Origin of the sequence: Streptomyces achromogenes (genome assembly GCF_030816715.1) — a bacterium.
Taxonomy (GTDB): Bacteria; Actinomycetota; Actinomycetes; order Streptomycetales; family Streptomycetaceae; genus Streptomyces; species Streptomyces achromogenes_A.
This window is the reverse complement of sequence record NZ_JAUSYH010000001.1, coordinates 3,575,273-3,597,899: the sequence shown is the minus strand read 5'-3', so window position 1 is coordinate 3,597,899 and position 22,627 is coordinate 3,575,273. Positions and strand designations below refer to the sequence as shown.

The window sequence follows — 22,627 nt, the reverse complement described above, 5'->3', positions numbered from 1 at the left end:
TGGAGGTCAGCTCGAGCACAGGCAGAACGGGTGCCCGGCCGGGTCGGCGTACACACGCCAGCCGCGCGAGCGGTCCTCCGCGTCCAGCGGCTTCGCGCCGAGGGCGAGCACGCCGCGCTCCGCCGTGTCCAGGTCCGCCACCGTCAGATCCAGGTGGAACTGCTGGGAGTGCTCGGGCGCGGGCCAGGCGGGCGGCGTGAACCCGGGGGCGGCCTGGAAGGCCAGCGCCCGGCCGTCGGGCAGCTTCAGGTCGGCCCAGTCCCCGTCCCCCTCCACGCTGCCGCCCAGCACCTCGGCGTAGAAACCGGCCAGCGCGCGCGGGTCGGGACAGTCCAGAACGACGACGCCCAGTTCGGCGAGAGCCATGACGCTCCTCCTCGAGTCGAGATTGCCTGCTCGCCGGTTACCCATAGATGAGGGTAACCGGTAACGGTTACTGCATACTCCCGCATAAGAGGTAACGTCGCAAGCATGAGTGAGCGATCGGCCGCGCCCGGCGACCTGGCCTTGGTCGAGTCCCTGGTGAACACGCTGGACGTCGAGTCCGGCGCCGACGCGCTGGACACCGCCGAGGGCCGCGAGAGGCTCGGGATCGCCGAGGACGAGGCTGCGCACGCCCGCGAGCTGCGGGAGTCCCTGCGCGCCGCCCTGCTGGCCCACGCGGGCCACCCGCCGCACCGCGCGGTGACTCCGCTGGGCGACCTGCTCGCGGCGGCGCCCCTGCTGGTGACGGTCGACGCCCAGGACGGCTCCGCCCGCCTGGCCCCGGCGGAGGCCGGGTCCTCGCTGCTCGCCCGGACGGCGGCCGCCGTGGCGCAGGCGCTCGTCGAGGGCACCTGGACGCGGCTGAAGGCCTGCGAGGCCGTCACCTGCCACTGGGCGTACTACGACCGCAGTCCGGCCGGCCGGGGCCGCTGGTGCTCGATGCAGGTCTGCGGGGCTCGCGCCAAGATGCGCCGGTACCGGTCGAAGTAGTTCACCGGCCGTCGCACAGGCCGGTGGTGCAGAATGCAGGAAGACGCCGGTTCGGCCGACTGAGCCTCGGCCGAACCGGCGTCGCCCGCACGCGCCCCGCGGGAGCGCCCCCGGCGCCCCGCGAGAGGTCGGGTGTCAGGCCGTCGGGCGGCCCATCCCCCGGTAGGTCCAGCCGGCCTTGCGCCACAGTTCCGGGTCGAGCGCGTTGCGGCCGTCCAGGATCAGCCGGGTCGTCGCGACCTCGCCGAGCGCCGCCGGGTCCAGCTCGCGGAACTCCCGCCACTCGGTGAGGTGCAGCACCGCGTCGGCGCCCCGCACGGCCTCGAGCGCCGAGGGGGCGTAACCGAGGGTGGGGAAGAGCCGGCGGGCGTTCTCCATTCCCTTCGGGTCGTACACCGTGACCTGACCGCCCTGCAGATGGATCTGCCCGGCCACGTTGAGCGCGGGGGAGTCCCGGACGTCGTCCGAGTCGGGCTTGAAGGTGGCCCCGAGCACGGCGATCCGCCGGCCCAGGAACGACCCGCCCCCCAGCGCCTGCCGCGCGAGCTCCACCATCCGGCCCCGCTGGCGCATGTTGATCGAGTCGATCTCGCGCAGGAAGGTCAGCGCCTGGTCGGCCCCGAGCTCCCCGGCCCGGGCCATGAAGGCACGGATGTCCTTGGGCAGACAGCCGCCGCCGAACCCGATCCCGGCCCGCAGGAACTTCTTGCCGATCCGGTCGTCGTAGCCGATGGCTTCGGCCAGCTTGGCGACATCGCCGTCGGCGGCCTCGCACACCTCCGCCATGGCGTTGATGAAGGAGATCTTGGTGGCGAGGAAGGAGTTCGCGGACGTCTTCACCAGCTCGGCCGTGGGGAAGTCCGTGACGACGAACGGGGTGCCCTCCCCGACGGGCGTCTCGTACACCTGCCGCAGCAGCGCCTCGGCCCGCTCGCTGCGCACGCCGACGACGATCCGGTCCGGGTGCAGGGTGTCCTGCACCGCGAAGCCCTCCCGCAGGAACTCCGGGTTCCAGGCGAGCTCGGCGTCCTCACCGGCCGGCGCGAGCTCGGCGATCATGCGGGCCAGCCGGTCCGCGGACCCCACCGGCACCGTCGACTTGCCGACGACCAGCGCGGGCCGCGCCAGATGCGGGGCGAGCGAGGCGAGGGCGGACTCGACGTACGACATGTCGCACGCGTACTCGCCGTGCTTCTGCGGCGTGTTGACGCAGACGAAGTGGACGTCGCCGAACGCCCCGACCTCGGCCCAGTCCTGGGTGAACCGCAGCCGCCCGCTGGATCCCTCGAACCCGGCGACGTGCCGGCGCAGCAGCTCCTCGAGACCCGGCTCGTACATGGGCGTCTCACCGCGCTCGAGCATCTCGATCTTCTCGCGCACCACGTCGAGAGCGAGCACCTCGAATCCCAGCTCGGCCATGGCCGCGGCGTGCGTGGCGCCGAGATAGCCGGTGCCGATCACGGTGATCTTGAGGGCCATGAATGCTCCTGTGGGGGATGCCGTCGCTGCGCGCCCGAGCATAGTCGGGGCGTGCGGACGCCCTTCACCGGGCAGATCCCGGGCCGGGACCCCTGTCGCCAAGGTCACGTATCACCGGGCTCGGCGGCGCTTTAAAATTTGAGTTACTTAACGGTAATTAGCACGGTGAACCGCAGCGTCTTTGGAGCGTGAGACACCTTGGCCGGATCGGCTGATTTCGACCTGTACCGCCCGTCCGAGGAGCACGACATGCTCCGCGACGCCATCCGTTCGCTCTCGGAGGCGAAGATCGCGCCGTTCGCCGCCGCGGTGGACGAGGAGGCACGCTTCCCGCAGGAGGCGCTGGACGCGCTGGTGGCCAGCGACCTGCACGCCGTGCACGTCCCCGAGGAGTACGGCGGCGCGGGCGCCGACGCCCTCGCGACGGTCATCGTGATCGAGGAGGTGGCCCGCGTCTGCGTGTCCTCCTCGCTGATCCCCGCGGTCAACAAGCTGGGCTCGCTCCCGGTGATCCTCTCCGGTTCCGAGGACCTGAAGAAGCGGTACCTGTCGCCGCTCGCCAAGGGCGACGCGATGTTCTCGTACGCGCTCTCCGAGCCGGACGCGGGCTCGGACGCCGCCGGCATGAAGACCAAGGCGGTCCGCGACGGCGACCACTGGATCCTCAACGGCGTGAAGCGCTGGATCACCAACGCCGGCGTGAGCGACTACTACACGGTCATGGCCGTGACGGACCCGACGAAGCGCTCCAAGGGCATCTCCGCCTTCGTCGTCGAGAAGTCCGACCCGGGGGTCTCCTTCGGCGCCCCGGAGAAGAAGCTCGGCATCAAGGGCTCCCCGACCCGCGAGGTCTACTTCGACAACGTCCGCATCCCGGCCGACCGCATGATCGGCGAGGAGGGCACGGGCTTCGCGACGGCGATGAAGACGCTCGACCACACCCGCATCACCATCGCCGCGCAGGCTCTCGGCGTCGCCCAGGGCGCGTTCGACTACGCCAAGGGCTACGTCCAGGAGCGCAAGCAGTTCGGCAAGGCCATCGCCGACTTCCAGGGCATCCAGTTCATGCTCGCCGACATGGCGATGAAGATCGAGGCCGCCCGTCAGCTGACGTACGCGGCGGCGGCCAAGTCCGAGCGCCTGGACTCCGACCTCACCTTCCAGGGCGCGGCCGCCAAGTGCTTCGCCTCGGACGTGGCGATGGAGGTCACCACGGACGCCGTCCAGCTCCTCGGCGGCTACGGCTACACCCGCGACTACCCGGTCGAGCGGATGATGCGCGACGCGAAGATCACGCAGATTTATGAAGGCACGAACCAGGTCCAGCGCATCGTGATGGCCAGGAACCTTCCCTAGCGGGGGTTTTCCGGGTCAAAAGCCGTTTCCAGGGTCTCGAGGGCCATCCATGGCGTGGAACGGCGACTGATCCGCAACAAGTGACGCAGCCCCCGGCGCGAAGCCGGGGGCTGCCGTCGTACACGGATCAACGGGTGGTTCGGCGGAGGCGAGGGGCGTCCCACCGAGACATCAAGCTGACGGTGACCGACCGGGCTGCGGACGGTCACCACGTGGCCATCCGTCTCGTCTCGTACAACGCCACCACCGGCAAGGACAAGTACGGAAGAGGCGGGCGGCTCAGTCCTCGAACCCCTCCGCGGCCCGCCTCTCCCGCAGTTCCATGATCGCCCTGCGGCGGGCCAGACGATGGGTGCGGCGGATCTGGGCCTCCTGGAAGCGGCGCTCGTCGCGTTCCGTCTCGGGGAGCACCGGCGGGACCGTGCGCGGCTTGCCGTCGGCGTCGACGGCGGCGAAGACCAGGTAGGCCGAGCCGACCTGGGTGGCCGGGGCGGACTCGTTCCAGCGTTCGGCCATGACCCGCACGCCGACCTCCATCGAGGTCCGGCCGGTCCAGTTGACCTGCGCCTTCACATGGACGAGGTCACCCACCCGGACCGGCTCCAGAAACGCCATCTCGTCCATCGACGCGGTCACGGCGGGGCCGCCGGAGTGCCGGCCGGCCACGGCGCCCGCCGCGTCGTCGACGAGCTTCATGATCACACCGCCGTGCACCGTGCCCAGGAGGTTGGTGTCGGCGTGGGTCATGATGTGGCTGAGAGTGGTGCGGGACGCCGACGTGGGCTTGCCCGGGATGTCCGGGGTGCTGCCCGAGTCCGCTGCGGTGACCTGGTCTGTCATGTCCTCCACCTTATGGTGCGGGGGACAAGCCGGGACTTTGTGTCAGCTTGGCAACAGCGGGGCCCTGATTCTCCGACGGCCCTTGTACGGCACACGGCACTGCCCTGCACACTGTTCCGCATGAACGATTGGCCCGAGGGATGGTCCGACAGGGACCGCGGCAACCGGTACGGCGGCGGCAGCGCGAACGCGCAGCCCGAGAGCCCGCGTGTCATGCGGCAGGTCCGCCGCGGTCCGGCCGCGCCGCCGCAGGGCGCCGGCGTCCCGCCGCAGCCGTCGTACGTCAACGGCCAGGGATACGGCGACTACACCGACGCCCGCCAGACCGGGTACGACAGTGGCTACAACACGGGCCAGGTCTACGGCGGCGACGGCGGCGACTCCGGGGGGACCGGCGGATACGCCGGCGGTGAGCCGCGGCCCGCGCCGAACTGGCGGCGCCGCATCAAGTGGACGGCGATCACCGTCGTGACCGTGCTGGTCGTGACGACGGTGGGCACCTACTTCTGGGCCGACGGCAAGCTCAAGCGCGAGGTCGACCTGGCGAAGGTCATCGACCGGCCCGAGGGCGGCGACGGCACGAACTACCTGATCGTCGGCTCCGACAGCCGCGAGGGCATGTCCGCCGACGAGAAGAAGAAGCTGCACACCGGCTCCGCCGAGGGCAAGCGCACCGACTCCATGATGATCCTGCACGTGGGGTCGAACGGCGACACGCTGATCTCGCTGCCGCGCGACTCGGACGTGGAGCTCCCGACGTTCGTCGGCTCGGAGTCCGGCAAGACGTACAAGGGCACCGGCCGGCACATCAAGCTGAACGCCGCGTACGCGACGGACGGCCCGGAGCTGCTGGTGCGCACGATCGAGTTCAACACCGGCCTGCGCATCGACCACTACGTGGAGATCGGCTTCGCCGGCTTCGCGAGCATCGTGGACGCGGTCGGCGGCGTCGAGATCACCATCGACAAGGCCTTCAAGGACAAGTACTCCGGCGCCGACTTCCAGGCGGGCAAGCAGACGCTGAACGGCGAGGAGGCGCTGGCCTTCGTCCGCACCCGCCACGCTTTCGCCGCGTCCGACCTGCAGCGCACCAAGAACCAGCAGAAGTTCCTCGCCGCCCTCGCGCACGAGGTGGCGACCCCCGGCACGGTCCTGAACCCCTTCAAGCTCTACCCGACGATGAGCGCGGGCCTCGACTCCCTCATCGTCGACAAGGACATGGGGCTGTACGACCTCGGGTCCATGTTCTTCGCGATGAAGGGCGTCAACGGCGGCGACGGCACCTCGCTGAACATGCCGATCTCCGGCTCCTCCGGCGGCAACCTCGTCTGGGACAAGGCGAAGGTGAAGCAGCTGGTGAACGAGCTGAACAACGACGAGAAGGTCACCGTCACCGGCAACTGAGGCCGACGCGGGCACAGTTCAGGGGCGTCCCCTCGGGGGGCGCCCCTGAACTCGTTGCGGCGGTGCTCACATCGTGGCGCCCGCCATCGTGCGGCACATCTCGGCGCAGCGGCGACAGGACTCCGCGCAGCGCGTCATCTGGGGATCGTCCGGCATGGACATGCACGCCTCGGCGCACATGTCGCACGCCTTGGCGCACATCGCGCACATCTCGGTCGCCATGGGCGAGCGCCGCATCATCATGTCGGCGCACATGCGGGTCGTCTCGGAGCAGTCCAGCAGCGCGCGCATGATCTGCATCTGGGCCTGGCCGCCCATCTGCATGCAGGAGCTCATGGTCTCCTCGCACATGCTGTGGCAGGACATGCAGGCCTCGACGCAGTCCTGCATCTGGCTGCTCATGGCGTTCATGGTTCCGGGCCGGGTCATGGCTCCTCCTCGTGGTGAGGGGCCCGTGCGGGAGTGAGGGGGTGCCGCGCGGGCCCGATGCCTGCCCTTCCGTCCTACGCCCTCCCACGCGCCCTCGCCATCGGGGACCCGGCGGCACCGGTGAACCTTTTCCGGTCCCGGCACTAGGAGCAGCCCACCTCGTCGCCGCGTACGACGGCGAACTCCCCGTGCTCCGCCTCGGCGGCCCGGACCGTGCGTACGCCCCGGTAGTCAGCCCCGGCGGTCACCCTCAGTGTCGGCCCGAGCCCCTTGACGGCCCGCAGCTCGCTGTGCGGCAGGGCGGTGGCGAGGGACTTCGCGGAGCGGTCCCAGCGCGGGTCGTAGGCGACGACCGTGCGCCGGGCGGTCGGGTCGGCCGCGCTCACCGGCAGCCCGGTCGTGCGGAAGCCCGTCGCCGCGAGCGCCGCGTCCACCCGCCTGCCGAGTCCCGTGGTGCGCGTGCCGTTCTCCACCTGGACGCGGATCTGCTGCGGCGCCACCTCCACGCGCGCGACCCTGCGGTCGAGCCGCCGGGCGTGCGCGGCGAGGGGCCTGTCGTCACGCAGGGCCCGGAAGAGGCGCCGCGACTTCACCGGGTCCCATTTCAGCGTCGAGCCGATGCCCTTCACGAAGTACCCCATCTGTCCGATGGGGACGGTGACGAACTCGGAGGAGGACGGGGAGAAGGTGCGCATCGCCCGCCCGAGGTCCAGCAGTTCCTCCGCGCCGAAGCCCCGGTCGGCCCGGACCGAGCCGAGCACCGCCCGCGTCACGTCGCGGAACCGCAGCGGGTTCAGCAGCACCCCCGAGGAGGTGGCCCGGTCCAGCAGGGCCGCCAGGAAGCGCTGTTGCCGCTTCATCCGGCCGAGGTCGGAGGAGGCGTCCGCGTGCCGTGAGCGCACGTACTGCAGGGCCTCGCCGCCCTCGAGGGTGTGCGCGCCCGGCTCCAGGTCCAGGCCGGTGTACGCGTCCTTCAGGTGCGTCGCCGTGCAGATCTTCACGCCGCCGAGAACGTCCACGGTCTTCATGAAGCTGGTGAAGTCGACCTCCAGATAGTGGTCGATCTTGACGTGCGTCATGTTCTCGACGGTGCGGACGGTCAGCTGCGGCCCGCCCTCCGCGTAGGCCGCGTTGATCCTGATGGGGTGGCCGCGGTGCTCCTTACCGGTGACCTGGTCGGTGTGCGGCGGCGTCTCGGCGTAGGAGTCGCGCGGGAGGCTGACCACGCTGGCCCGCTCCCGGTCCTCGGAGACGTGCACGATCATGATGGTGTCGGTGCAGTGGCAGGGCGTTCCGCCCAGGCGGTACCGGCGGCGCTCCGCCGCGCTGATCCGGTCGCGGCCGTCGGTGCCGACCAGCAGCACGTTCATGCCGTGGCCGGCCCGCGGGCGGTTCTTCATGTCCTTGAAGGGGTCGACGCGGGCGATGCCGGCGTCGAGGCTGCTGATCACCGAGTGGCCGATGCCCGCGGAGGCGAGCAGCACCACCGAGAGCGTGGTCGCCGCCCGTACGGCCCAGCGGGGGCGCCGGCGACGGGCGGGGTGAGGGGGCACGCGCCGCCGCGGGCGGGGGCGGCGCGGGAACCGGGGCGGTGTGGCGGGCATGGGGGCACCTCCGGGCGGCGGCCGTGGGTGGGGGGAAGCCGTTGGAACGGTAGGCCCATACGATCTGCCGACCGGTGCAGCACACCCGGCGGGGCGGGTGCTGTCCCCCGTTCGCGGTAACGTGAGCCCCCTATGAACGCCAAGCCCGACGTGCAGCTCCCCGCCGTGTCCGTCATCATGCCCGTCCTCAACGAGGAGCGGCATCTGCGCGGAGCCGTCCAAGCGATCCTCGCGCAGGAGTACGCCGGCGAGATGGAGGTCGTGATCGCCATCGGTCCGTCCACGGACCGGACGGACGAGATCGCCGCCCAGCTCGTCGCGGAGGACTCCCGCGTGCACACGGTCCCCAATCCCACCGGGCGCACGCCCGCCGCGCTGAACGCCGCGATCAAGGCCTCCCGCCATCCGATCGTCGTCCGCGTCGACGGGCACGGGATGCTCTCGCCGAACTACATCGCCACCGCGGTGCGGCTCCTGGAGGAGACCGGCGCGCAGAACGTCGGCGGCATCATGCACGCCGAGGGCGAGAACGACTGGGAGCACGCCGTCGCCGCGGCCATGACCTCGAAGATCGGGGTCGGCAACGCGGCGTTCCACACGGGAGGGCAGGCGGGCCCCGCCGAGACCGTGTACCTGGGTGTCTTCCGGCGCGAGGCGCTGGAGCAACAGGGCGGCTACAACGAGGAGTTCATCCGCGCCCAGGACTGGGAGCTGAACTTCCGGATCCGGGAGGCGGGCGGCCTCATCTGGTTCTCGCCGGAGCTGAGGGTGTCCTACCGGCCCCGGCCCAGCGTGAAGGCGCTCGCCAAGCAGTACAAGGACTACGGGCGTTGGCGGCACGTCGTGGCCCGCTACCACGAGGGTTCCATCAACCTGCGCTACCTCGCCCCGCCGACGGCCGTGTGCGCGATCGCCGCCGGAATCGTGGTGGGCGCCGCGCTCACCCCGCTGGGCTTCGTGATCCCCGGCGGCTACCTGGCGGCGATAGTCGCCGGGTCGCTGCCGGCCGGCAGGGGGCTGCCGGCGAAGGCGCGGCTGCAGATCCCCGTCGCCCTCGCCACCATGCACATGTCGTGGGGTCTCGGCTTCCTGACCAGCCCGAAGTCTCTGGCCCGGAAGGTCATCGCGTCCCGCCGGCCGGCGGTCCTCAGCGGCAGGTGAGCGCCGTCGGCGCCGGCCGGGCCAGGAAGCCGTTGCCGTTTCCGGGAGGGCGCCGCCCACCTCAGGGGTGATCACGACTGACAGGGGGCTCGTCGTCACATGACGGCGAGCCCCTTCGTCAGCTCCTTCGTCGTGTGCGCCTCGGGGCCGGGACGAACCGGCGCCCGCCGGACCACTGCTGTCCGGGGCGCCGGCCGGGCTACCAGCGGTAGGGCGAGTACACGTCCATGCAGGGAGTGCTGTCCGACCCGTTGATGGCGTCGGCGTTGTCGGGGATGTCCCCGGCCTTCGGCGCCGACTGCTTGGGATAGGCCGCCCCCGAACGCCAGTCGGCGCCCACGACGACGGTGATTCCCGAGACGTCGCTGGTGCGTTCCACCGAACCCATCGGAATGCCCAGCGCCTTGGCGACGCGCTGGGCGTCGCCCTCCAGATCCGCACTGGGGTAGCGGACGACCGTCCTGTCCATGTCGAGCAGCGCCGAGGAGTCCGCCACCGCCTGCGCGAAACCCTTGCCGACGAGCTGCTTGGCGATCGTGCCGGCCCGCCCGGCCACCGCGGCCTGTGTGCCGGTCCGCGTGCCGTTCCTCACCTGCACGGCGATCTTGTCGTCGGGTGCCGCCGGATCCTTGGAGAGCTTCTCCCCGGTCGCCGGCTTCTTCGCGTCCGTGGCCGAGCCGTTGGCGTCGAAGGGCACGTCGTCGCGGATCATCGCCCACACCTTCTCGGCGTCGGCGCCGGCCGGCACCACGTGGTTGCGGTCCCGCGGGTCCTCGACGTTGGGCATCGTCGTCATGGTGATGCGGTTCGACGGCACCGTCTTGAGCTGCATGCCCAGGTCGTACAGCTTCTTGACCGTGCCGATCTCCTCGGAGACCTTCAGTGACTTCGTGGCCGCCTCGGCCAGGTCCATCAGCCGGCCCGTGTCGGTGAAGACGTTCTGGTTCTGCAGCGTGCGGATCATCGAGTTCAGGTACATGTGCTGGGCGCGGGCCCGCAGGAGGTCACTGCCCCAGGCATGGCGGGTGCGCAGCCACTGGAGCGCCTGCTTGCCCTCGACGTTCTTCGTGCCGGCCTTCATCTTCAGGCCGGAGCCCCCGCGGTCCCACACGTTCTGCTTCACGCAGACCTCGACACCGCCGATGGCGTCCGCCATGCGCACCACGCCCGAGAAGTCGATCGTCATCCAGTGGTCGATGTAGACACCGGTGAGGTTCTGCCAGGTGGCCAGCGTGCAACCGGCGCCGCCGCGGGCCAGCGACTCGTTGATGATGGTGTTGATCTTCGGAAACGTCTTGCCGGTCTCCGCGTCCTTGCACCGGGGGATGTCGACCCGGGTGTCACGCGGGATGCTCACCACCGCGGCGCTCTTGCGGTCGGCGGACAGGTGGATGAGCATCTGCACATCGCCCAGGGGCGGGTTGCCGCGGTTGTCCCGGCTGCCGCCCAGCGCGACGTTCTCGTCGGAGTTGCGGCTGTCGGAGCCGATCAGCAGGATGTTCAGCGGCGTCTGCCCGGCCGTGTTGGCCTCGGTCTTCTTCGCCTTCGAGTCGCCGCTGCTGCGCTCGCCCTTCTGGATGTTGCCGTTCAGGTGCTGGTAGTACAGGTATCCGGCGCCGGCGGTCCCCGATATCACCACCGCGAGGACTATCGCGGACCAGCGAAGGACACGACGTCTGCGACGCGGCCGGTCGGTTCCGCGCCCCTGTCGGCGTCGCCCGCTTCCGCCGGGCCCGCCCGCGTCGGCCGACGCACCGGGATCCTGCGGCGCGAGGGACATCGTGTCCTCGACTGCGGAAGCCTTTCCCTGCTGCACCCTGCTCTGCTGCCCCAACTTCGTGCCCCTCCCCACCCGTTACCCGACAGGCCGTGCTCGGCGCCAGGGCTTCCCCCGGTGGCGCGAGCGCACCCTGTCGGTCCACCCTGCCCGACACTTGTTCGCTACCCGTCAGACCCTTCCAGGCCCGGACCGGGTTGGCTTCGCGTCGGTAAAATCACGGTCCGGCACCGCTGGCCGTGTGCTGCCGGACCGAGTCGTCGTCGGCGCAGCGGTACCGCTTGTCAGACAGACGTGCGTCCCGAATGGTTGCGTTCCGAGCCGGGCGACGCCGTACGGACACCGGCGACCGGGCACCCGAAGTACCCGGTCGCCCGCTCCACGGGACGGTGGAGGGACCCGCGGGTCACCCGTTTCGCCGACTCAGCTGGCGCACTGGACCTTGTCCGCCGTGGACTTCTCCACGTCCGGCGTGGCCACCGTGGAGGAGTTCATCTTCACCCCGGCGCCCTTGAAGTCCTTGCCCAGGACGAGGGTCATCGTCGGCAGCCCCTGCGCGTTGGTGACGCTCTTGCCCGGCTTCATCGCCGCTCCGGACAGGCCCATGATGTCCGCCAGCCGGCGTGCCTGGTCCGCCTGGTCGGGCGCGTACTCGAGGGTCGTCGTGGCCTGGACGGCACCCGCGTTGCCGGCGTTCTCGGACTTGGTCACGTCCGCCTCGGTCTGCAGCCAGGTCAGCTGTTCCTGTGCGCTGCCCCCGGGGGCGCCTCCGTTGAGGATCCGCACGCGCACGTCCGAGGCGGCGGATTTGGTGCCCTTGAGGCGGGCGGCGATGGCGGCCTTCTCCTTCGCCGCCTGCTGCTTCACCTCGGTGAAGGACGTGTCGCTCGTGATCATCTGGAAGACCTGGGGCGCACGCGTCCGGTCGACGACGACGGTCGCCTTGACCTTCTCGGCAGGGTTGTCGATCACGGGCACCGTGAGGAACGTGATGTTCTTCGGGGGGACCTTCTTCAGCTGCAGCGCCACGTCCTTCAGCGTGCTGACCTTGCCGATGCCGGTGTCGACGGTCAGCGCCTTCGTGGCGGCCTCGGCCAGACTCACCAGCTTGGTGGGGCTGGTGAGGGTGTCGCTGGAGGACATCTTGCGCATGAGGGAGCTCAGGAACTGCTGCTGCACCTTGATGCGGTCGAGGTCGCCCTGGTTGCCGAAGCTGTGCCGGGTGCGCACGAACGCCAGCGCCTGCTCACCCTCGACCACCGACTTGCCGGCCGGGAGCTTCAGCTTCGACTCCTTGTCGTCGACGGGGTGCGCGAGGCACACCTCGACCCCGCCCACCGCCGTCGTCAGCGTCTTCACCGCGTTGAAGTCGGCCATCATGAAGTGGTCCACCGTGATGCCGGTGACCTCCTTCACGGTGCGCATGGTGCAGCCCGCGTCCCGCTCGTACTGGCCGAGGCTGGTGTTGAAGCGGACGTTCCGCGTACCCGGGATGTCCTTCTCGCTGCCGTCGGGCTGCTTCGTCGGGCAGTCCGGGACATCGACGATCAGGTCGCGCGGGATGCTCAGCGCGGTCGCGTTCGTGCGGTCCTTGGAGACGTGCAGCAGGATGTTGGTGTCGGCGTGGCCGACACTGCCCTTGTCGCCGTACCCCTCGTTGCCCTTGCCCGTGCGCTTGTCGGTGCCGATGATCAGGATGTTGAAGGCCTCGTCCTTGCTGAAGCCGCTCTTTCCCGCGCTGCCGACGTCCGTGGTGGTGACGTTGCCCTCGAGGTGCTTGAGGTACAGGTAGCCCGCCCCGGCGACGCCGACGAGGACGAAGGCCATGGTGCCGCCGGTCCACACCAGGATCTTCTTCGCCTTCGACTTCTTCTTCACGGGCCGTCGGCCGCGCCGGCTCGCCGGCTCCTCCGGCGGCGCGCCCCGGCGCCTTCTCGGGCCCGGGAGGTCCGCGCTCTGCGGCTGCTGGGGCGACGACGACTCCCGGTCGGGCGCCGCCGTGCGGCCGCGCGCCCGGTCCGGGCCGGCGACCCGGTCCGCGGCGGATCCACGCGGTCCGGGGACGACCGACTGCGCTCCGGAAGCGCTCAGTCGCAGCTCGTATTCGCCGGTGTCCGGGTTGAGTACCCACTGGTCTGCGGGATCGATGTCGTCCGCCCGCCCACGGCCTTGCGCGTCCACGATTGTCCGAATCCTCCGTCGGGGCCACGCGGCGCCTTTACCCCCTCTAAGGCGCTCGGGTCTCGGTCACTCGGTGCGCGACCCCGGGAAGGACCAAAGGACCTCGCGGCCGGGTGCACCGGATCGCTCACACTATCCGGCCAGTTCAGCGTCGAGCCACGGCCGTGACAAATTCCACGCCCCTACAAGCGGGCAATCCGCCCCATTTCCTGGAACTCCTGTTCCCCGCGAGGGGCCCCCTTGGCAAGCGCTTTACCCGCAGTCGTCCTCGGCGGCGGTGTTGCCGCGGAAGGTGGGAGCGGGCGGAGTGGGTGAAACCGTCCCGAAAGCCGTTCCGGTCGTCCACGCCGATCGAGACGCAACGTGGTCACCCGCCTCCGGGAGGGGTGAGTTCGTGGGAATTTTCTGAGAAACCGAGATCGGCGTATCGGTCCGCAGCCGGTCGAAGAGCTTCTCCGCCTCGGATCGGCGTAGTTGGTCACGGTTCGCGTCGTGGACATAGGACTCACGCGGAACAGTCAGGAATTGGACGTTTTCGGTAGGAATGTGACCCAGGCCGCGCACGAGTTCATACAGGCCGCGCAGGCTCGCCAGATCCGGGTCGGTGGTGAGTGAGGACGTGGCCGCGTCCAGCAACGGATACAGCTTCACCGGGTTCAGCAGGACGTCATTGCTCTGCACCTTGTTGACGAGGGCCCCGAGGAACCGTTGCTGCCGGTCCATCCGCTCGGTGTCGCTGCCGTCCCCGAGCGACTTGCGGGCCCGCACGTACCCCAGCGCCTGCTCCCCGTCCAACGTGACCTTCCCGGCGGGCAGCCGCAGCTTGGCGGCCTTGTCGCTGATCGGTTCCTTCAGACAGACCCGCACCCCGTCCACGGCGTCGACCATGTCCTTGAACCCGCTGAAGTCGACGACGACGTGATGGTCGACGCGCACTCCGGTCAGCTTCTCCACCGTCCGGATGGTGCAGGCCGAACCCCCGCTCTGGAAGGCGTAGTTGAACATGGCGAAGGTCGGCTCGGCCCGCTTGCCGTCCCGCCGCAGGCACCCCGGCACGTCCACCATCAGGTCACGCGGCAGCGAGACGGCCGTCGCGCTGCGCCGCCCGGCGGCCAGATGCAGCAGGATCGTGGTGTCGGACCGCTCGGTCCCGGAGTCCCGCCCGTACTTCTCGTTCCCGTCCCCCGAACGCGAGTCGGACCCGATGACCAGGATGTTCTGCGCGTCCTTCACCAGCGAGGTCGGCCGCTCCTTCGCGTACCGCGCGAGCTCCGCCGCGGCCGCGTCGTCGGGTGTGATGTTCCCGTCGAGCTTCACGTAGACGGCCCAGCCGGCCACCCCGACCCCCAGCACGACCACGGCCCCCGCCCCCGCCCCGTACTTCACCCACCGCCGCCGGCGCCGCCGCGCGAGCCCCCGTCCGTCGGCGGACGCCCCCGCCCCCGGCCCGAGAGGCCCGCCCCCACCACCGGAGTACGTCACGTCCGATCCACCCCTCCCGCACGAGCGCGCAGAGCTGCTCCTCCGAGGATGACCCGAAGTCCGGGGAGGGGGCGGCCGGAAGCGAGCCGAACGGGTGACGGCGGCGCCGAGCGAGGGCTCTTACGGCGTACTGCCCGGTGCGGCCGCACAGAACGACGCGTGCGGCGCCCTGCCGGCGGGGTGCGCGGAACAGTGCGTGCGGGGCTTTCACGGCAGAGGCTCACGAATCAGCCCGTCCGGCGTTGAAGGACGAGGCCCCTTCAGGGCCGACAGCGGGGGCCCGGGGGAGGCGGCCCCCGGCTGCGCCCGCCGCGGCCGACGCCGACCTCTGGCTACCGAGCCGTCGCGGACACCCGCTCCGCCTCGATCCGCCTCGCCACGACCTCCTCGCCGGCTTCCGCCAGGTTCCGGCAGAGCACCACCGAACCTCCGCTCGCCAACGGTGCGTAGAGCCCGGCGCTGAGTCCCTCCCAGGTGTCGTACGGCAGCCCGGACAGCAGCCGCGCCCCGGGTCCCGTCAGGCCCAGCCCCGAGGCCTCCGCCCGCGCGCGTTCCACGATCTCCGCGCCGGTGTACTCCGCCCCGGCCACGATCAGCGCGGGCGCCTCGGGGTCCACGGGGGCGTAGGGCGCGAAACGGTCCCCGAAGCTCGGCACGTTCACCGCGTAGTCCTCGTACCCCTCGGGAGGCCCCGGCACGAACCGGCGTCCGAGGGGGGCGAGCGACAGCGCGTAGCGCTCGCCCCGGCAGGCCAGCCCCGCCTCGAACCGGCCGGGCCCGGCGACGACGAGGTCGGCCCGTCCGGGGTCCCCCTCCACGTCCGCGACGACGCCGACCGAGGCGCACGCCAGCAGCCACACCGCCGTCTGCCAGTGGGCGGGCAGCAGCAGCGCGACCCGGTCGCCGGGCTCGGCGGAGAGTCCGTCCTGGAGGAGGTTGGCGGTCTTGGCCACCCAGTTGGCGAACGTGGCCACGGACAATTCGACCCGCTCGCCCGTGGCGTCGTCGTAGAAGGTCACCAGGGGGCGTGCGGGATCGGCGGCGAGCGCGGAACGCAGCAGGTCGGCAGGGGTGCGATCGGTGGCAGTCACCCGCGCAAGCGTACGCGCCGAGCGTGCCGCCGCACCGGCCGCGGGGCCCGCCCGGGGCCACCGGTTCGGCGGAACGCATCCCGACGGTCCGTCAACTTCCCGATGGACAGAAATGTATGACTATGTCCAGGATCGGTGGCATGCGTGGATTGCTTGCTACCTCGATCGGTGTCACCTGTGCGGCGGCTCTCGCCCTCCCGCTGACGCCGCCCGCCAACGCGGCGACGGTGCGACCCGCGCCGACCGCGGAGGCGGCGCCCACCGGGACGACCAGGGCCACGAGCCCCGACACCGCGACCACGGGATCCGTTCCCGACCGCCCGGAGCTCCGCGAGCTCCCCGAACTCCCCGCCCGTTCAGAACTCCCCGACCTCCCGGGCAGCACCCAGTCGCTGCCCCTGGCTCCCCTCGGCCGTGACCGCGCCCTCGCCGGCGCGGCGGTGGAACAGGGCCTGCCCCGGCGGGACGTCCGCCACTTCTCCCTCCTCGGCGTCGTCTGGGACGACCCGGCCGCCGAACTGCACGGCCGCGTCCAGGTCCGCATCCGCCGGACCGGCGCCGACGCATGGTCCGGCTGGCAGGACGTCGAGACCCACAACGCCGACCACGGCGCCGACCCCGGCACGGCCGAGAGCGCCTCCGGGCGGGTCCGCGGAGCCACCGCCCCGCTGTGGGTCGGTGACTCCGACGGCGTCGAGGTCCGCGTCCATCCGGACACCGAACGCCGTACGGAGGACACGGCACGGGGCGCTCAGACCCTCACGGCCACCGCGCCGCTCCCCTCCGGCCTTCATCTGGAACTGGTGGACCCGGGGGCGTCGCCGCCCGCGCAGGCCCAGGCGGGCCCGCCGCGCGGCCGCGCGCTGACCGCCGGCACCGGGCGGGCGCTCGCCCCCGAACCCCCGGAGGCGTCACAGGCCGCGGACGAGTTCGACCCGGCCGACCCGGCCGACCCGGCTAATACCGCCGACCTGGCCGACCCGGCCGACCTGGCCGACACGGCTGACACGTTCGACGCGGCCGACGCCGCCGAAATGGCCGATACGGCAGACGCGGCCGACACGAAGTCGGCGACCGGGCTGTCCGCCGAGGTGGCCGAGGCCTCCGCGGCCAACGCCTCCCTCGCGCCGTTCGGCGCCGAACAGATCCCGGCGCTGGACCGCGCGGACACCGAACGCGAACTGCTCGACCTGCGCGGGGCCGAACTGACCGCGGCCCAGCGGGCGAAGCCGTACATCGGCCCGCGCCCGAGCATCGTCACGCGCCGCGGCTGGGGCGCCGACGAGAAGCTGCGGGAGAGCGGCTTCCGCTACACGACGAAGGTGAAGGCGGCGTTCGTCCACCACACGGCCTCGGGCAACGGCTACTCGTGCTCACAGGCCCCGTCCGTCATCAGGGGTATCTACCGCTATCACGTCAGGAGCATGGGCTGGCGCGACATCGGCTACAACTTCCTCGTCGACAAGTGCGGAAGGATCTACGAGGGCCGCGCCGGGGGAGTGGCGAAGCCGGTGCTGGGCGCCCACACCCTCGGGTTCAACTCCAACAGCATGGGGATCGCCGTCCTCGGCACCTTCACGTCCGCCAAGCCGAACTCCGCCACGGTCAACGCCGTCGCCCGGCTGACGGCGTGGAAGCTCGGCCTCTTCGGGGCGAACCCGAAAGGGACGACCTACCTGAAGTCCGGGGGCGGCAACCTCTACGCGAAGGGCAGGAACGTTCGGCTGAACGTGATCTCCGGCCATCGTGACGGGTTCGCCACGGAGTGCCCCGGCAAACAGCTCTACGGCAAGCTCGGCACGGCCCGCTCGACCTCGGCGGGCTACCAGGGCCGCTGAGGCGCGGGGGCGCTGACGCACCGACGCGCTGAAGCACCCGGGCGCTGAAGCGCCGCGACGTCCCGGCCGACCGGTTCGCACCCGGTCGGCCTCGTCGTGCGCGAGCCTCGCCGGCGGGTCGCGTCCGTCCCGCCGTCCCTGCCGGCCGTCGTCCGCCCGCCCGTCGTCCGAGGGTCTCGTCGTCCCGCCGTCCGAGGGTCTCGTCGTCCCGCCGTCCGGGGAACGGCCCGCAGCGACCGGGACGGCGGAACGCCGACGGCCTGGAAGTCGCCGCACGACGGTCTGCATACACTGGCCGGTCGAAAGGCCGTTCGGCCGGTCCCGGCAGGAAGCAGAGACGAAGGTGACAGAGGCGATCCTCCTGGTCGGCGGCAAGGGCACCCGGCTGCGCCCCCTCACGGTGCACACGCCCAAACCCATGGTCAGGGCGGCGGGGGTGCCGTTCCTCGCGCACCAACTGGGGCGGGCGAGAGCGGCGGGCGTGGAGCACGTCGTCCTCGCGACGAGCTATCTGGCCGAGGTCTTCGAACCGTACTTCGGCGACGGCTCGGCGCTGGGTCTGCACCTCGAGTACGTGACCGAGGAGGAGCCCCTCGGCACGGGCGGCGCGATCCGCAACGTGGCGTCCCGTCTCACCTCCGCCCCGGAAGACCCGGTGCTGGTCTTCAACGGCGACATCCTCACCGGACTGGACATCGGACGCCTGGTGACCACGCACGAGACGACGGGCGCGGACGTCTCCCTCCACCTGACCAGGGTGACGGACCCGCGAGCCTACGGTCTGGTGCCCACCGACGAGACGGGCCGGGTCCTCGCGTTCCTCGAGAAACCGCAGACGCCCGAGGAGATCGTCACCGACCAGATCAACGCGGGGGCGTACGTCTTCCGCCGCTCGGTCATCGACACCATCCCGGCAGGCCGCCCGGTGTCCGTGGAGCGCGAGACGTTCCCCGGTCTCCTCGCGGCCGGCGCCCGACTCCAGGGCATGGTCGACTCGACGTACTGGCTGGACCTGGGCACCCCGGCGGCCTTCGTCCGAGGCTCGGCGGACCTGGTCCTCGGCCGCGCCCCGTCCCCGGCGGTCCCCGGCCGCTGCGGCGACCGCCTCGTCCTGCCGACGGCACAGGTCGCGGCGGACGCGAAGCTGACCGGCGGCACGGTGGTGGGCGAGGGCGCGTTCGTGGCGGAGGGCGCGCGGATCTTCGGCTCGACGATCCTTCCCGGCGCGGTCATCGAACCCGGCGCGGTGATCACCGACTCCCTCGTCGGGACCCGGGCCCGGGTGGGCGAACGCTCCGTCCTCACCGGCGCGGTGATCGGCGACGGGGCGGTCGTCGGCGCCGACAACGAGTTCCGCGAGGGCGCGCGGGTGTGGTGCGACGCGAGAATCCCGGCGGGCGCGGTGCGGTTCTCGTCGGACCGGTAGCGCCCGGCCGCTCCTCCCGGGCGGGAGCGCTCCGGGCGGGCGAGGGCTCGGGCCGGCGAGGCGGGTGGGGGTTGGCGGGAGGGGGCGAGGGGGATCTCACCCCTGCCCGGCGCGGGGACCGGCCCCTTCCCGGGCTCGGCGGCGCGGCCTCCTCACAGCGTCCCGATGTCCCACCGCGGCATCTTCGGGGCCCGCCGAGCCGGCGTCCGCCCGCTCAGCAGGATCAGCCGGGCCGCGCGGTGCCGTTGCCCCGCATACGGCTCCAGCAACTCCAGCATCACCGAGTCGTCGGCGTCGCGGTCCCCGGCCAGCGCCCATCCCACGATCCCCGGCAGATGCAGGTCCCCCACGGTCACCGCGTCCGCCGCGCCGTGACTGCGCTGTACGGTCTCCGCCGACGTCCACGGCCCGATCCCCGGTACCAACTCCAGCCGGGCCTGCGCCGCGGCCGGCTCCATCCGCAGTGACTCCTCCAGTCGCCCCGCCACCCGGACGGCCCGCAGGATCGTCGACGCCCGCTTGTCGTCGACGCCCGCCCGGTGCCACTCCCACGACGGGATCAGCGCCCACGTCCGCGGCGCCGGCATCACCCACAACCGTCCGTCGGCCGCGGGTCCGGGCGCCGGCTCGCCGAACTTGCGGACCAGCAGCCGCCACGCCCGATACGCCTCGTCCGTCGTGACCTTCTGTTCCAGGACCGACGGGATCAGCGACTCCAGCACCAGCCCGGTCCGCGTCAGCCGGAGCCCCGGCCGCCGGTGCCGGGCCGTGGCCACCACACGGTGGCGGGGCTCGAAGACCTCCGGCGTGTCCGCGGCCCCGAGCAGCTCCGGCAGCTGCTCCAGCAGCCACTCCGCCCCCGGCCCCCACGCCTCGGCGCGCACCGCCCCGTCGTGGGCGGCCACGCGCAACGTCCCCGGCCCTGCGGGGGTGAGGCTGGCCCGCCACACGGACCCGTCCGGCGTCGCCCGGAACGTCGGATCACCCGGTCCGCGGCGCAGCGGCCCGAGTACCAGCCCGAGGTCGAGCGGCCCGTCGGGCGCCCAGTGCCGCACTCGCCCCGGCGCCGGAGCCTGCCGGGGCACCCCCGCGGGCACGCCGACATGACCGCCGCGCACGGTGGTGCGGGTGGGGCGGGGAGAGAAGCGTCCTGCCACGAGTGAAGTCCCAGGTCGTACGAGGAGAAGTCGGTCGGGGAAGAAGTCGGTCGGGAGAAGAAGTCAGCGCACCTCGACGAAGTCGGCCACCTCCCGCTCCCCGCGGGCGCGCGGTTCCCCGGCCGCGTGCCCGACCGCCACCGCGCCCATCGGGTCCCAGCCCCGCGGCAGTTCGAGGACCTCCCGGACCACGTCCCGGCAGAACATCGTCGACGACACCCACGCGGACCCGAGTCGCTCGCCGGCCAGCGCGACCAGGAAGTTCTGCACGCCGGCGCCGGCCGCCACCACGAACATCTCCCGCTCGGCCGCGTCCCGCCGGGCGTCCCCGTAGGTGTGCGAGCCGTCCATCACCAGACAGGGGACGACGAGATACGGCGCGTGGCGCAGGACGTCGCCCCGCCGCACCCGCTTGGCGATGGACTCCTCGGACTTGCCGTCCCTGCGCAGATCGGCGATCCACGCGTCCCGCATGGCGTCCAGCAAACGGATCCTCGACGCCTGCGACTCGAGCAGCACGAACCGCCACGGCGTGGTGTGGTGCGGCGCCGGCGCGGTGACGGCCGCTGCCACCGCCCGCCGGACCGCTCCCGGGTCGACCGGCTCGTCGGTGAAGGAGCGCACCGTGCGCCGCTGGGTCACGGCCAGCCGGACCGCCTCCGAGGTCCCGAGGCGGAACATGTCGTCGCGCGCGCCGCGCACCATGGCCCGGGCGCCCGCCGCGGCCTCCGCGGACCCCGTCGCGTCGTCCTCGGCCACGACGACGTGCCCGAGTCCGCGCACCACGGCCACGGGGAGCCCGGCCGCCTTGCCCTTCACGAGATCCCCCGCGGCGGCCAACTCGTCCGCCGTGGCGACGACCGTCGCGCTCAGCGGATTGCCGTACGCGTCCGTGCCCCCGCGCAGGTCGTCCAGCACCCGCACCCCGGCGGCGCCGATCGCGACGTCCGTGAGCCCGGCACGCCACGGACGCCCGAAGGTGTCGGTGACGATCACGCCGACGTCGACGCCGAGCGCGTCCCGCAGCCCGTCCCGCAGCGCCCGCGCGGACGCGTCGGGGTCCTCGGGCAGCAACAGCACCGTCCCGGAAGGGGTGTTGGAGGCGTCGACGCCCGCGGCGGCCATCACCAGGCCCTGTCGGTTCTCGACGATCCGCAGCGCTCCGCGCCGGGCCACGACCCGGACCGTCTCGGCGTCGATCGCGGCCTCCCGGTCGTCCGCCCGGACGATCCGGCCCTCCGCCTTGGACACGATCTTGGAGGTGACGAGCAGCACGTCCCCGTCGGCGAGCCGCGGCTCGGCGGAGGCGATCAGCTTGGCGAGGTCGTCACCGGACCGCACCTCGGGCAGCCCGGCCACGGCCCAGACCCGGTAGCCGTTCCCGGTGGATTCGTTCATGCGGCCCGCACCTCCTCAGCCAGCCGCAACGCCTCCCGCGCCATCTGCGCGGTCGCCTCGAGGTCGGTCATCATCAGCGGGACGGCCCGGCAGCGGACCCCGGCCGCCTCCACCTGCCCGACGGAGCCCGCGTCCACCGTGTCGACGAGCCAGCCGTCGAGCAGGCCCGAGCCGTAGTGCTCGGCCACCGCCGCGGCCGTCGACTCGACGCCGACCGCGGCGAGCACCTTGTCGGCCATGCCGCGCACCGGCGCGTCGCCGACGATGGGGGAGAGACCCACCACCGGCACACCGGCCTCGGCGATCGCCTCGCGGATGCCGGGCACGGCGAGGATCGTGCCGACGGAGACGACCGGATTCGACGGCGGGAAGAGGACGACGTCCGCCTCGGCGATCGCCTCCAGCACCCCCGGCGCCGGCTTGGCCTGCTCGGCGCCGACGGGCACGACCGCGACCGCCGGCACCGACGCGCGCATCCGCACCCAGTACTCCTGGAAGTGCACGGCCTTGCGCTCGCCGTCGACCTCGACGGCGACATGAGTCTCGACCCGGTCGTCCGTCATGGGGATCAGCCGTACGCCCGGCTTCCACCGGTCGCACAGGGCCTCGGTGACCGCGCTCAGCGGATATCCGGCGCCGATCATCTGCGTCCGCACGATGTGCGTGGCGAAATCGCGGTCGCCCAGCCCGAACCACCCCGGTCCGGCGCCGTACGCCGCGAGCTCCTCCTTCAGGTGGAAGGTCTCGTCGGACCGCCCCCAGCCCTGCTCCTCGTTGATGCCGCCGCCGAGCGTGTACATCACCGTGTCGAGGTCCGGGCAGACCTTCAGCCCGAAGAGATGGATGTCGTCGCCGGTGTTGCCGATGACCGTGACGTCCGCGTCCGGCACGGCCTGCTTCAGACCGCGCAGGAACCGGGCACCGCCGATGCCGCCTGCCAGAACCACAATGCGCATGAGGGCAAGTCTCGCAGGCGGCGCCGACGGCACGACGCCCGGTTGTGGACGACGGGCCGCTTGTGGACATCCC

Annotated in this window: 18 protein-coding genes; 6 read left to right on the top strand and 12 right to left on the bottom strand. The window is 71.8% G+C overall.

Features of this window, described 5'->3' with window-relative positions; all coding sequences use genetic code 11:
• Nucleotides 1-6: 6 nt before the first annotated feature.
• Nucleotides 7-366: a VOC family protein gene (locus QF032_RS16050; RefSeq protein ID WP_306951827.1), complete on the bottom strand. Its 360-nt coding sequence runs from the start codon at nt 364-366 to the stop codon at nt 7-9.
• 105 nt (nt 367-471) lie between these two features.
• Here QF032_RS16050 and QF032_RS16045 point away from each other — a divergent pair, with 105 nt between their 5' ends.
• Nucleotides 472-975 (top strand): CGNR zinc finger domain-containing protein, encoded by a 504-nt coding sequence (locus tag QF032_RS16045; protein WP_307056282.1) that lies wholly within the window; start codon nt 472-474, stop codon nt 973-975.
• A 135-nt stretch (nt 976-1,110) separates the two neighbouring features.
• Here the strand turns inward: QF032_RS16045 and QF032_RS16040 are convergent, their stop codons facing one another.
• A complete protein-coding gene (locus QF032_RS16040) occupies nt 1,111-2,454 on the bottom strand; it encodes a UDP-glucose dehydrogenase family protein (protein ID WP_307043489.1) in 1,344 nt (447 codons plus the stop codon).
• A 198-nt stretch (nt 2,455-2,652) separates the two neighbouring features.
• Here QF032_RS16040 and QF032_RS16035 point away from each other — a divergent pair, with 198 nt between their 5' ends.
• Nucleotides 2,653-3,810, top strand: coding sequence for an acyl-CoA dehydrogenase (locus QF032_RS16035; protein ID WP_057578524.1), 1,158 nt, complete (start codon nt 2,653-2,655; stop codon nt 3,808-3,810).
• 279 nt (nt 3,811-4,089) lie between these two features.
• Here the strand turns inward: QF032_RS16035 and QF032_RS16030 are convergent, their stop codons facing one another.
• Nucleotides 4,090-4,650: an acyl-CoA thioesterase gene (locus QF032_RS16030; RefSeq protein WP_306951836.1), complete on the bottom strand. Its 561-nt coding sequence runs from the start codon at nt 4,648-4,650 to the stop codon at nt 4,090-4,092.
• Between the two features lie 120 nt (nt 4,651-4,770).
• Here QF032_RS16030 and QF032_RS16025 point away from each other — a divergent pair, with 120 nt between their 5' ends.
• Nucleotides 4,771-6,054 carry an LCP family protein gene (locus tag QF032_RS16025; RefSeq protein ID WP_307056281.1) on the top strand — a complete coding sequence of 428 codons (1,284 nt, stop codon included), beginning with the start codon at nt 4,771-4,773 and terminating at the stop codon, nt 6,052-6,054.
• Between the two features lie 66 nt (nt 6,055-6,120).
• Here the strand turns inward: QF032_RS16025 and QF032_RS16020 are convergent, their stop codons facing one another.
• Nucleotides 6,121-6,483: a four-helix bundle copper-binding protein gene (locus QF032_RS16020; protein WP_306951841.1), complete on the bottom strand. Its 363-nt coding sequence runs from the start codon at nt 6,481-6,483 to the stop codon at nt 6,121-6,123.
• 143 nt (nt 6,484-6,626) lie between these two features.
• Nucleotides 6,627-8,087, bottom strand: coding sequence for an LCP family protein (locus QF032_RS16015; protein WP_307056280.1), 1,461 nt, complete (start codon nt 8,085-8,087; stop codon nt 6,627-6,629).
• A gap of 132 nt (nt 8,088-8,219) precedes the next feature.
• On the opposite strand from QF032_RS16015, the gene QF032_RS16010 reads away from it, so the two are divergent.
• Nucleotides 8,220-9,248, top strand: coding sequence for a glycosyltransferase family 2 protein (locus tag QF032_RS16010; protein WP_307043481.1), 1,029 nt, complete (start codon nt 8,220-8,222; stop codon nt 9,246-9,248).
• Nucleotides 9,249-9,447: 199 nt separating this feature from the next.
• Here QF032_RS16010 and QF032_RS16005 read toward each other — a convergent pair whose 3' ends face one another.
• The 4 genes from QF032_RS16005 to QF032_RS15990 all read right to left on the bottom strand — a co-directional run bounded on the left by QF032_RS16005 (nt 9,448) and on the right by QF032_RS15990 (nt 15,779).
• Nucleotides 9,448-11,028 (bottom strand): LCP family protein, encoded by a 1,581-nt coding sequence (locus QF032_RS16005; protein WP_307043479.1) that lies wholly within the window; start codon nt 11,026-11,028, stop codon nt 9,448-9,450.
• A gap of 420 nt (nt 11,029-11,448) precedes the next feature.
• Nucleotides 11,449-13,206, bottom strand: a complete 1,758-nt coding sequence (locus tag QF032_RS16000; RefSeq protein WP_307043477.1) for an LCP family protein — start codon at nt 13,204-13,206, stop codon at nt 11,449-11,451.
• A gap of 252 nt (nt 13,207-13,458) precedes the next feature.
• Entirely contained in the window at nt 13,459-14,688 is a 1,230-nt protein-coding gene (locus tag QF032_RS15995; RefSeq protein ID WP_307043475.1) for an LCP family protein, read from the bottom strand.
• 332 nt (nt 14,689-15,020) lie between these two features.
• Nucleotides 15,021-15,779, bottom strand: coding sequence for a TIGR03089 family protein (locus QF032_RS15990; protein WP_307056279.1), 759 nt, complete (start codon nt 15,777-15,779; stop codon nt 15,021-15,023).
• Nucleotides 15,780-15,919: 140 nt separating this feature from the next.
• On the opposite strand from QF032_RS15990, the gene QF032_RS15985 reads away from it, so the two are divergent.
• Nucleotides 15,920-17,617: a peptidoglycan recognition protein family protein gene (locus tag QF032_RS15985; RefSeq protein WP_307056278.1), complete on the top strand. Its 1,698-nt coding sequence runs from the start codon at nt 15,920-15,922 to the stop codon at nt 17,615-17,617.
• A 343-nt stretch (nt 17,618-17,960) separates the two neighbouring features.
• Nucleotides 17,961-19,043: an NDP-sugar synthase gene (locus QF032_RS15980; protein ID WP_306951855.1), complete on the top strand. Its 1,083-nt coding sequence runs from the start codon at nt 17,961-17,963 to the stop codon at nt 19,041-19,043.
• A 152-nt stretch (nt 19,044-19,195) separates the two neighbouring features.
• On the opposite strand, the gene QF032_RS15975 is transcribed toward QF032_RS15980, so the two are convergent.
• The 3 genes from QF032_RS15975 to cofD form a co-directional block, all read right to left on the bottom strand.
• On the bottom strand, nt 19,196-20,200 hold the full coding sequence (locus QF032_RS15975) for a DNA-3-methyladenine glycosylase family protein (protein ID WP_307043469.1): 1,005 nt from the start codon (nt 20,198-20,200) through the stop codon (nt 19,196-19,198).
• Between the two features lie 63 nt (nt 20,201-20,263).
• The gene (locus QF032_RS15970) at nt 20,264-21,598 is read right to left on the bottom strand and encodes a coenzyme F420-0:L-glutamate ligase (protein WP_307056277.1); all 1,335 of its coding nucleotides are present in this window, start codon (nt 21,596-21,598) and stop codon (nt 20,264-20,266) included.
• On the bottom strand, nt 21,595-22,554 hold the full coding sequence (cofD, locus tag QF032_RS15965; RefSeq protein WP_307043464.1) for a 2-phospho-L-lactate transferase: 960 nt from the start codon (nt 22,552-22,554) through the stop codon (nt 21,595-21,597). The genes QF032_RS15970 and cofD overlap by 4 nt, the downstream gene beginning before the upstream one ends.
• Nucleotides 22,555-22,627 lie beyond the last annotated feature (73 nt).

Excerpts from the sequence above, each read along its gene's own strand:
- QF032_RS16050 (WP_306951827.1), bottom strand. The coding sequence starts at position 366 with ATGGCTCTCGCCGAACTGGGCGTCGTCGTTCTGGACTGTCCCGACCCG.
- QF032_RS16045 (WP_307056282.1), top strand. The coding sequence starts at position 472 with ATGAGTGAGCGATCGGCCGCGCCCGGCGACCTGGCCTTGGTCGAGTCC.
- QF032_RS16040 (WP_307043489.1), bottom strand. The coding sequence starts at position 2,454 with ATGGCCCTCAAGATCACCGTGATCGGCACCGGCTATCTCGGCGCCACG.
- QF032_RS16030 (WP_306951836.1), bottom strand. The coding sequence starts at position 4,650 with ATGACAGACCAGGTCACCGCAGCGGACTCGGGCAGCACCCCGGACATC.
- QF032_RS16025 (WP_307056281.1), top strand. The coding sequence starts at position 4,771 with ATGAACGATTGGCCCGAGGGATGGTCCGACAGGGACCGCGGCAACCGG.
- QF032_RS16020 (WP_306951841.1), bottom strand. The coding sequence starts at position 6,483 with ATGACCCGGCCCGGAACCATGAACGCCATGAGCAGCCAGATGCAGGAC.
- QF032_RS16015 (WP_307056280.1), bottom strand. The coding sequence starts at position 8,087 with ATGCCCGCCACACCGCCCCGGTTCCCGCGCCGCCCCCGCCCGCGGCGG.
- QF032_RS16010 (WP_307043481.1), top strand. The coding sequence starts at position 8,220 with ATGAACGCCAAGCCCGACGTGCAGCTCCCCGCCGTGTCCGTCATCATG.
- QF032_RS16005 (WP_307043479.1), bottom strand. The coding sequence starts at position 11,028 with ATGTCCCTCGCGCCGCAGGATCCCGGTGCGTCGGCCGACGCGGGCGGG.
- QF032_RS15985 (WP_307056278.1), top strand. The coding sequence starts at position 15,920 with ATGCGTGGATTGCTTGCTACCTCGATCGGTGTCACCTGTGCGGCGGCT.
- QF032_RS15970 (WP_307056277.1), bottom strand. The coding sequence starts at position 21,598 with ATGAACGAATCCACCGGGAACGGCTACCGGGTCTGGGCCGTGGCCGGG.
- cofD (WP_307043464.1), bottom strand. The coding sequence starts at position 22,554 with ATGCGCATTGTGGTTCTGGCAGGCGGCATCGGCGGTGCCCGGTTCCTG.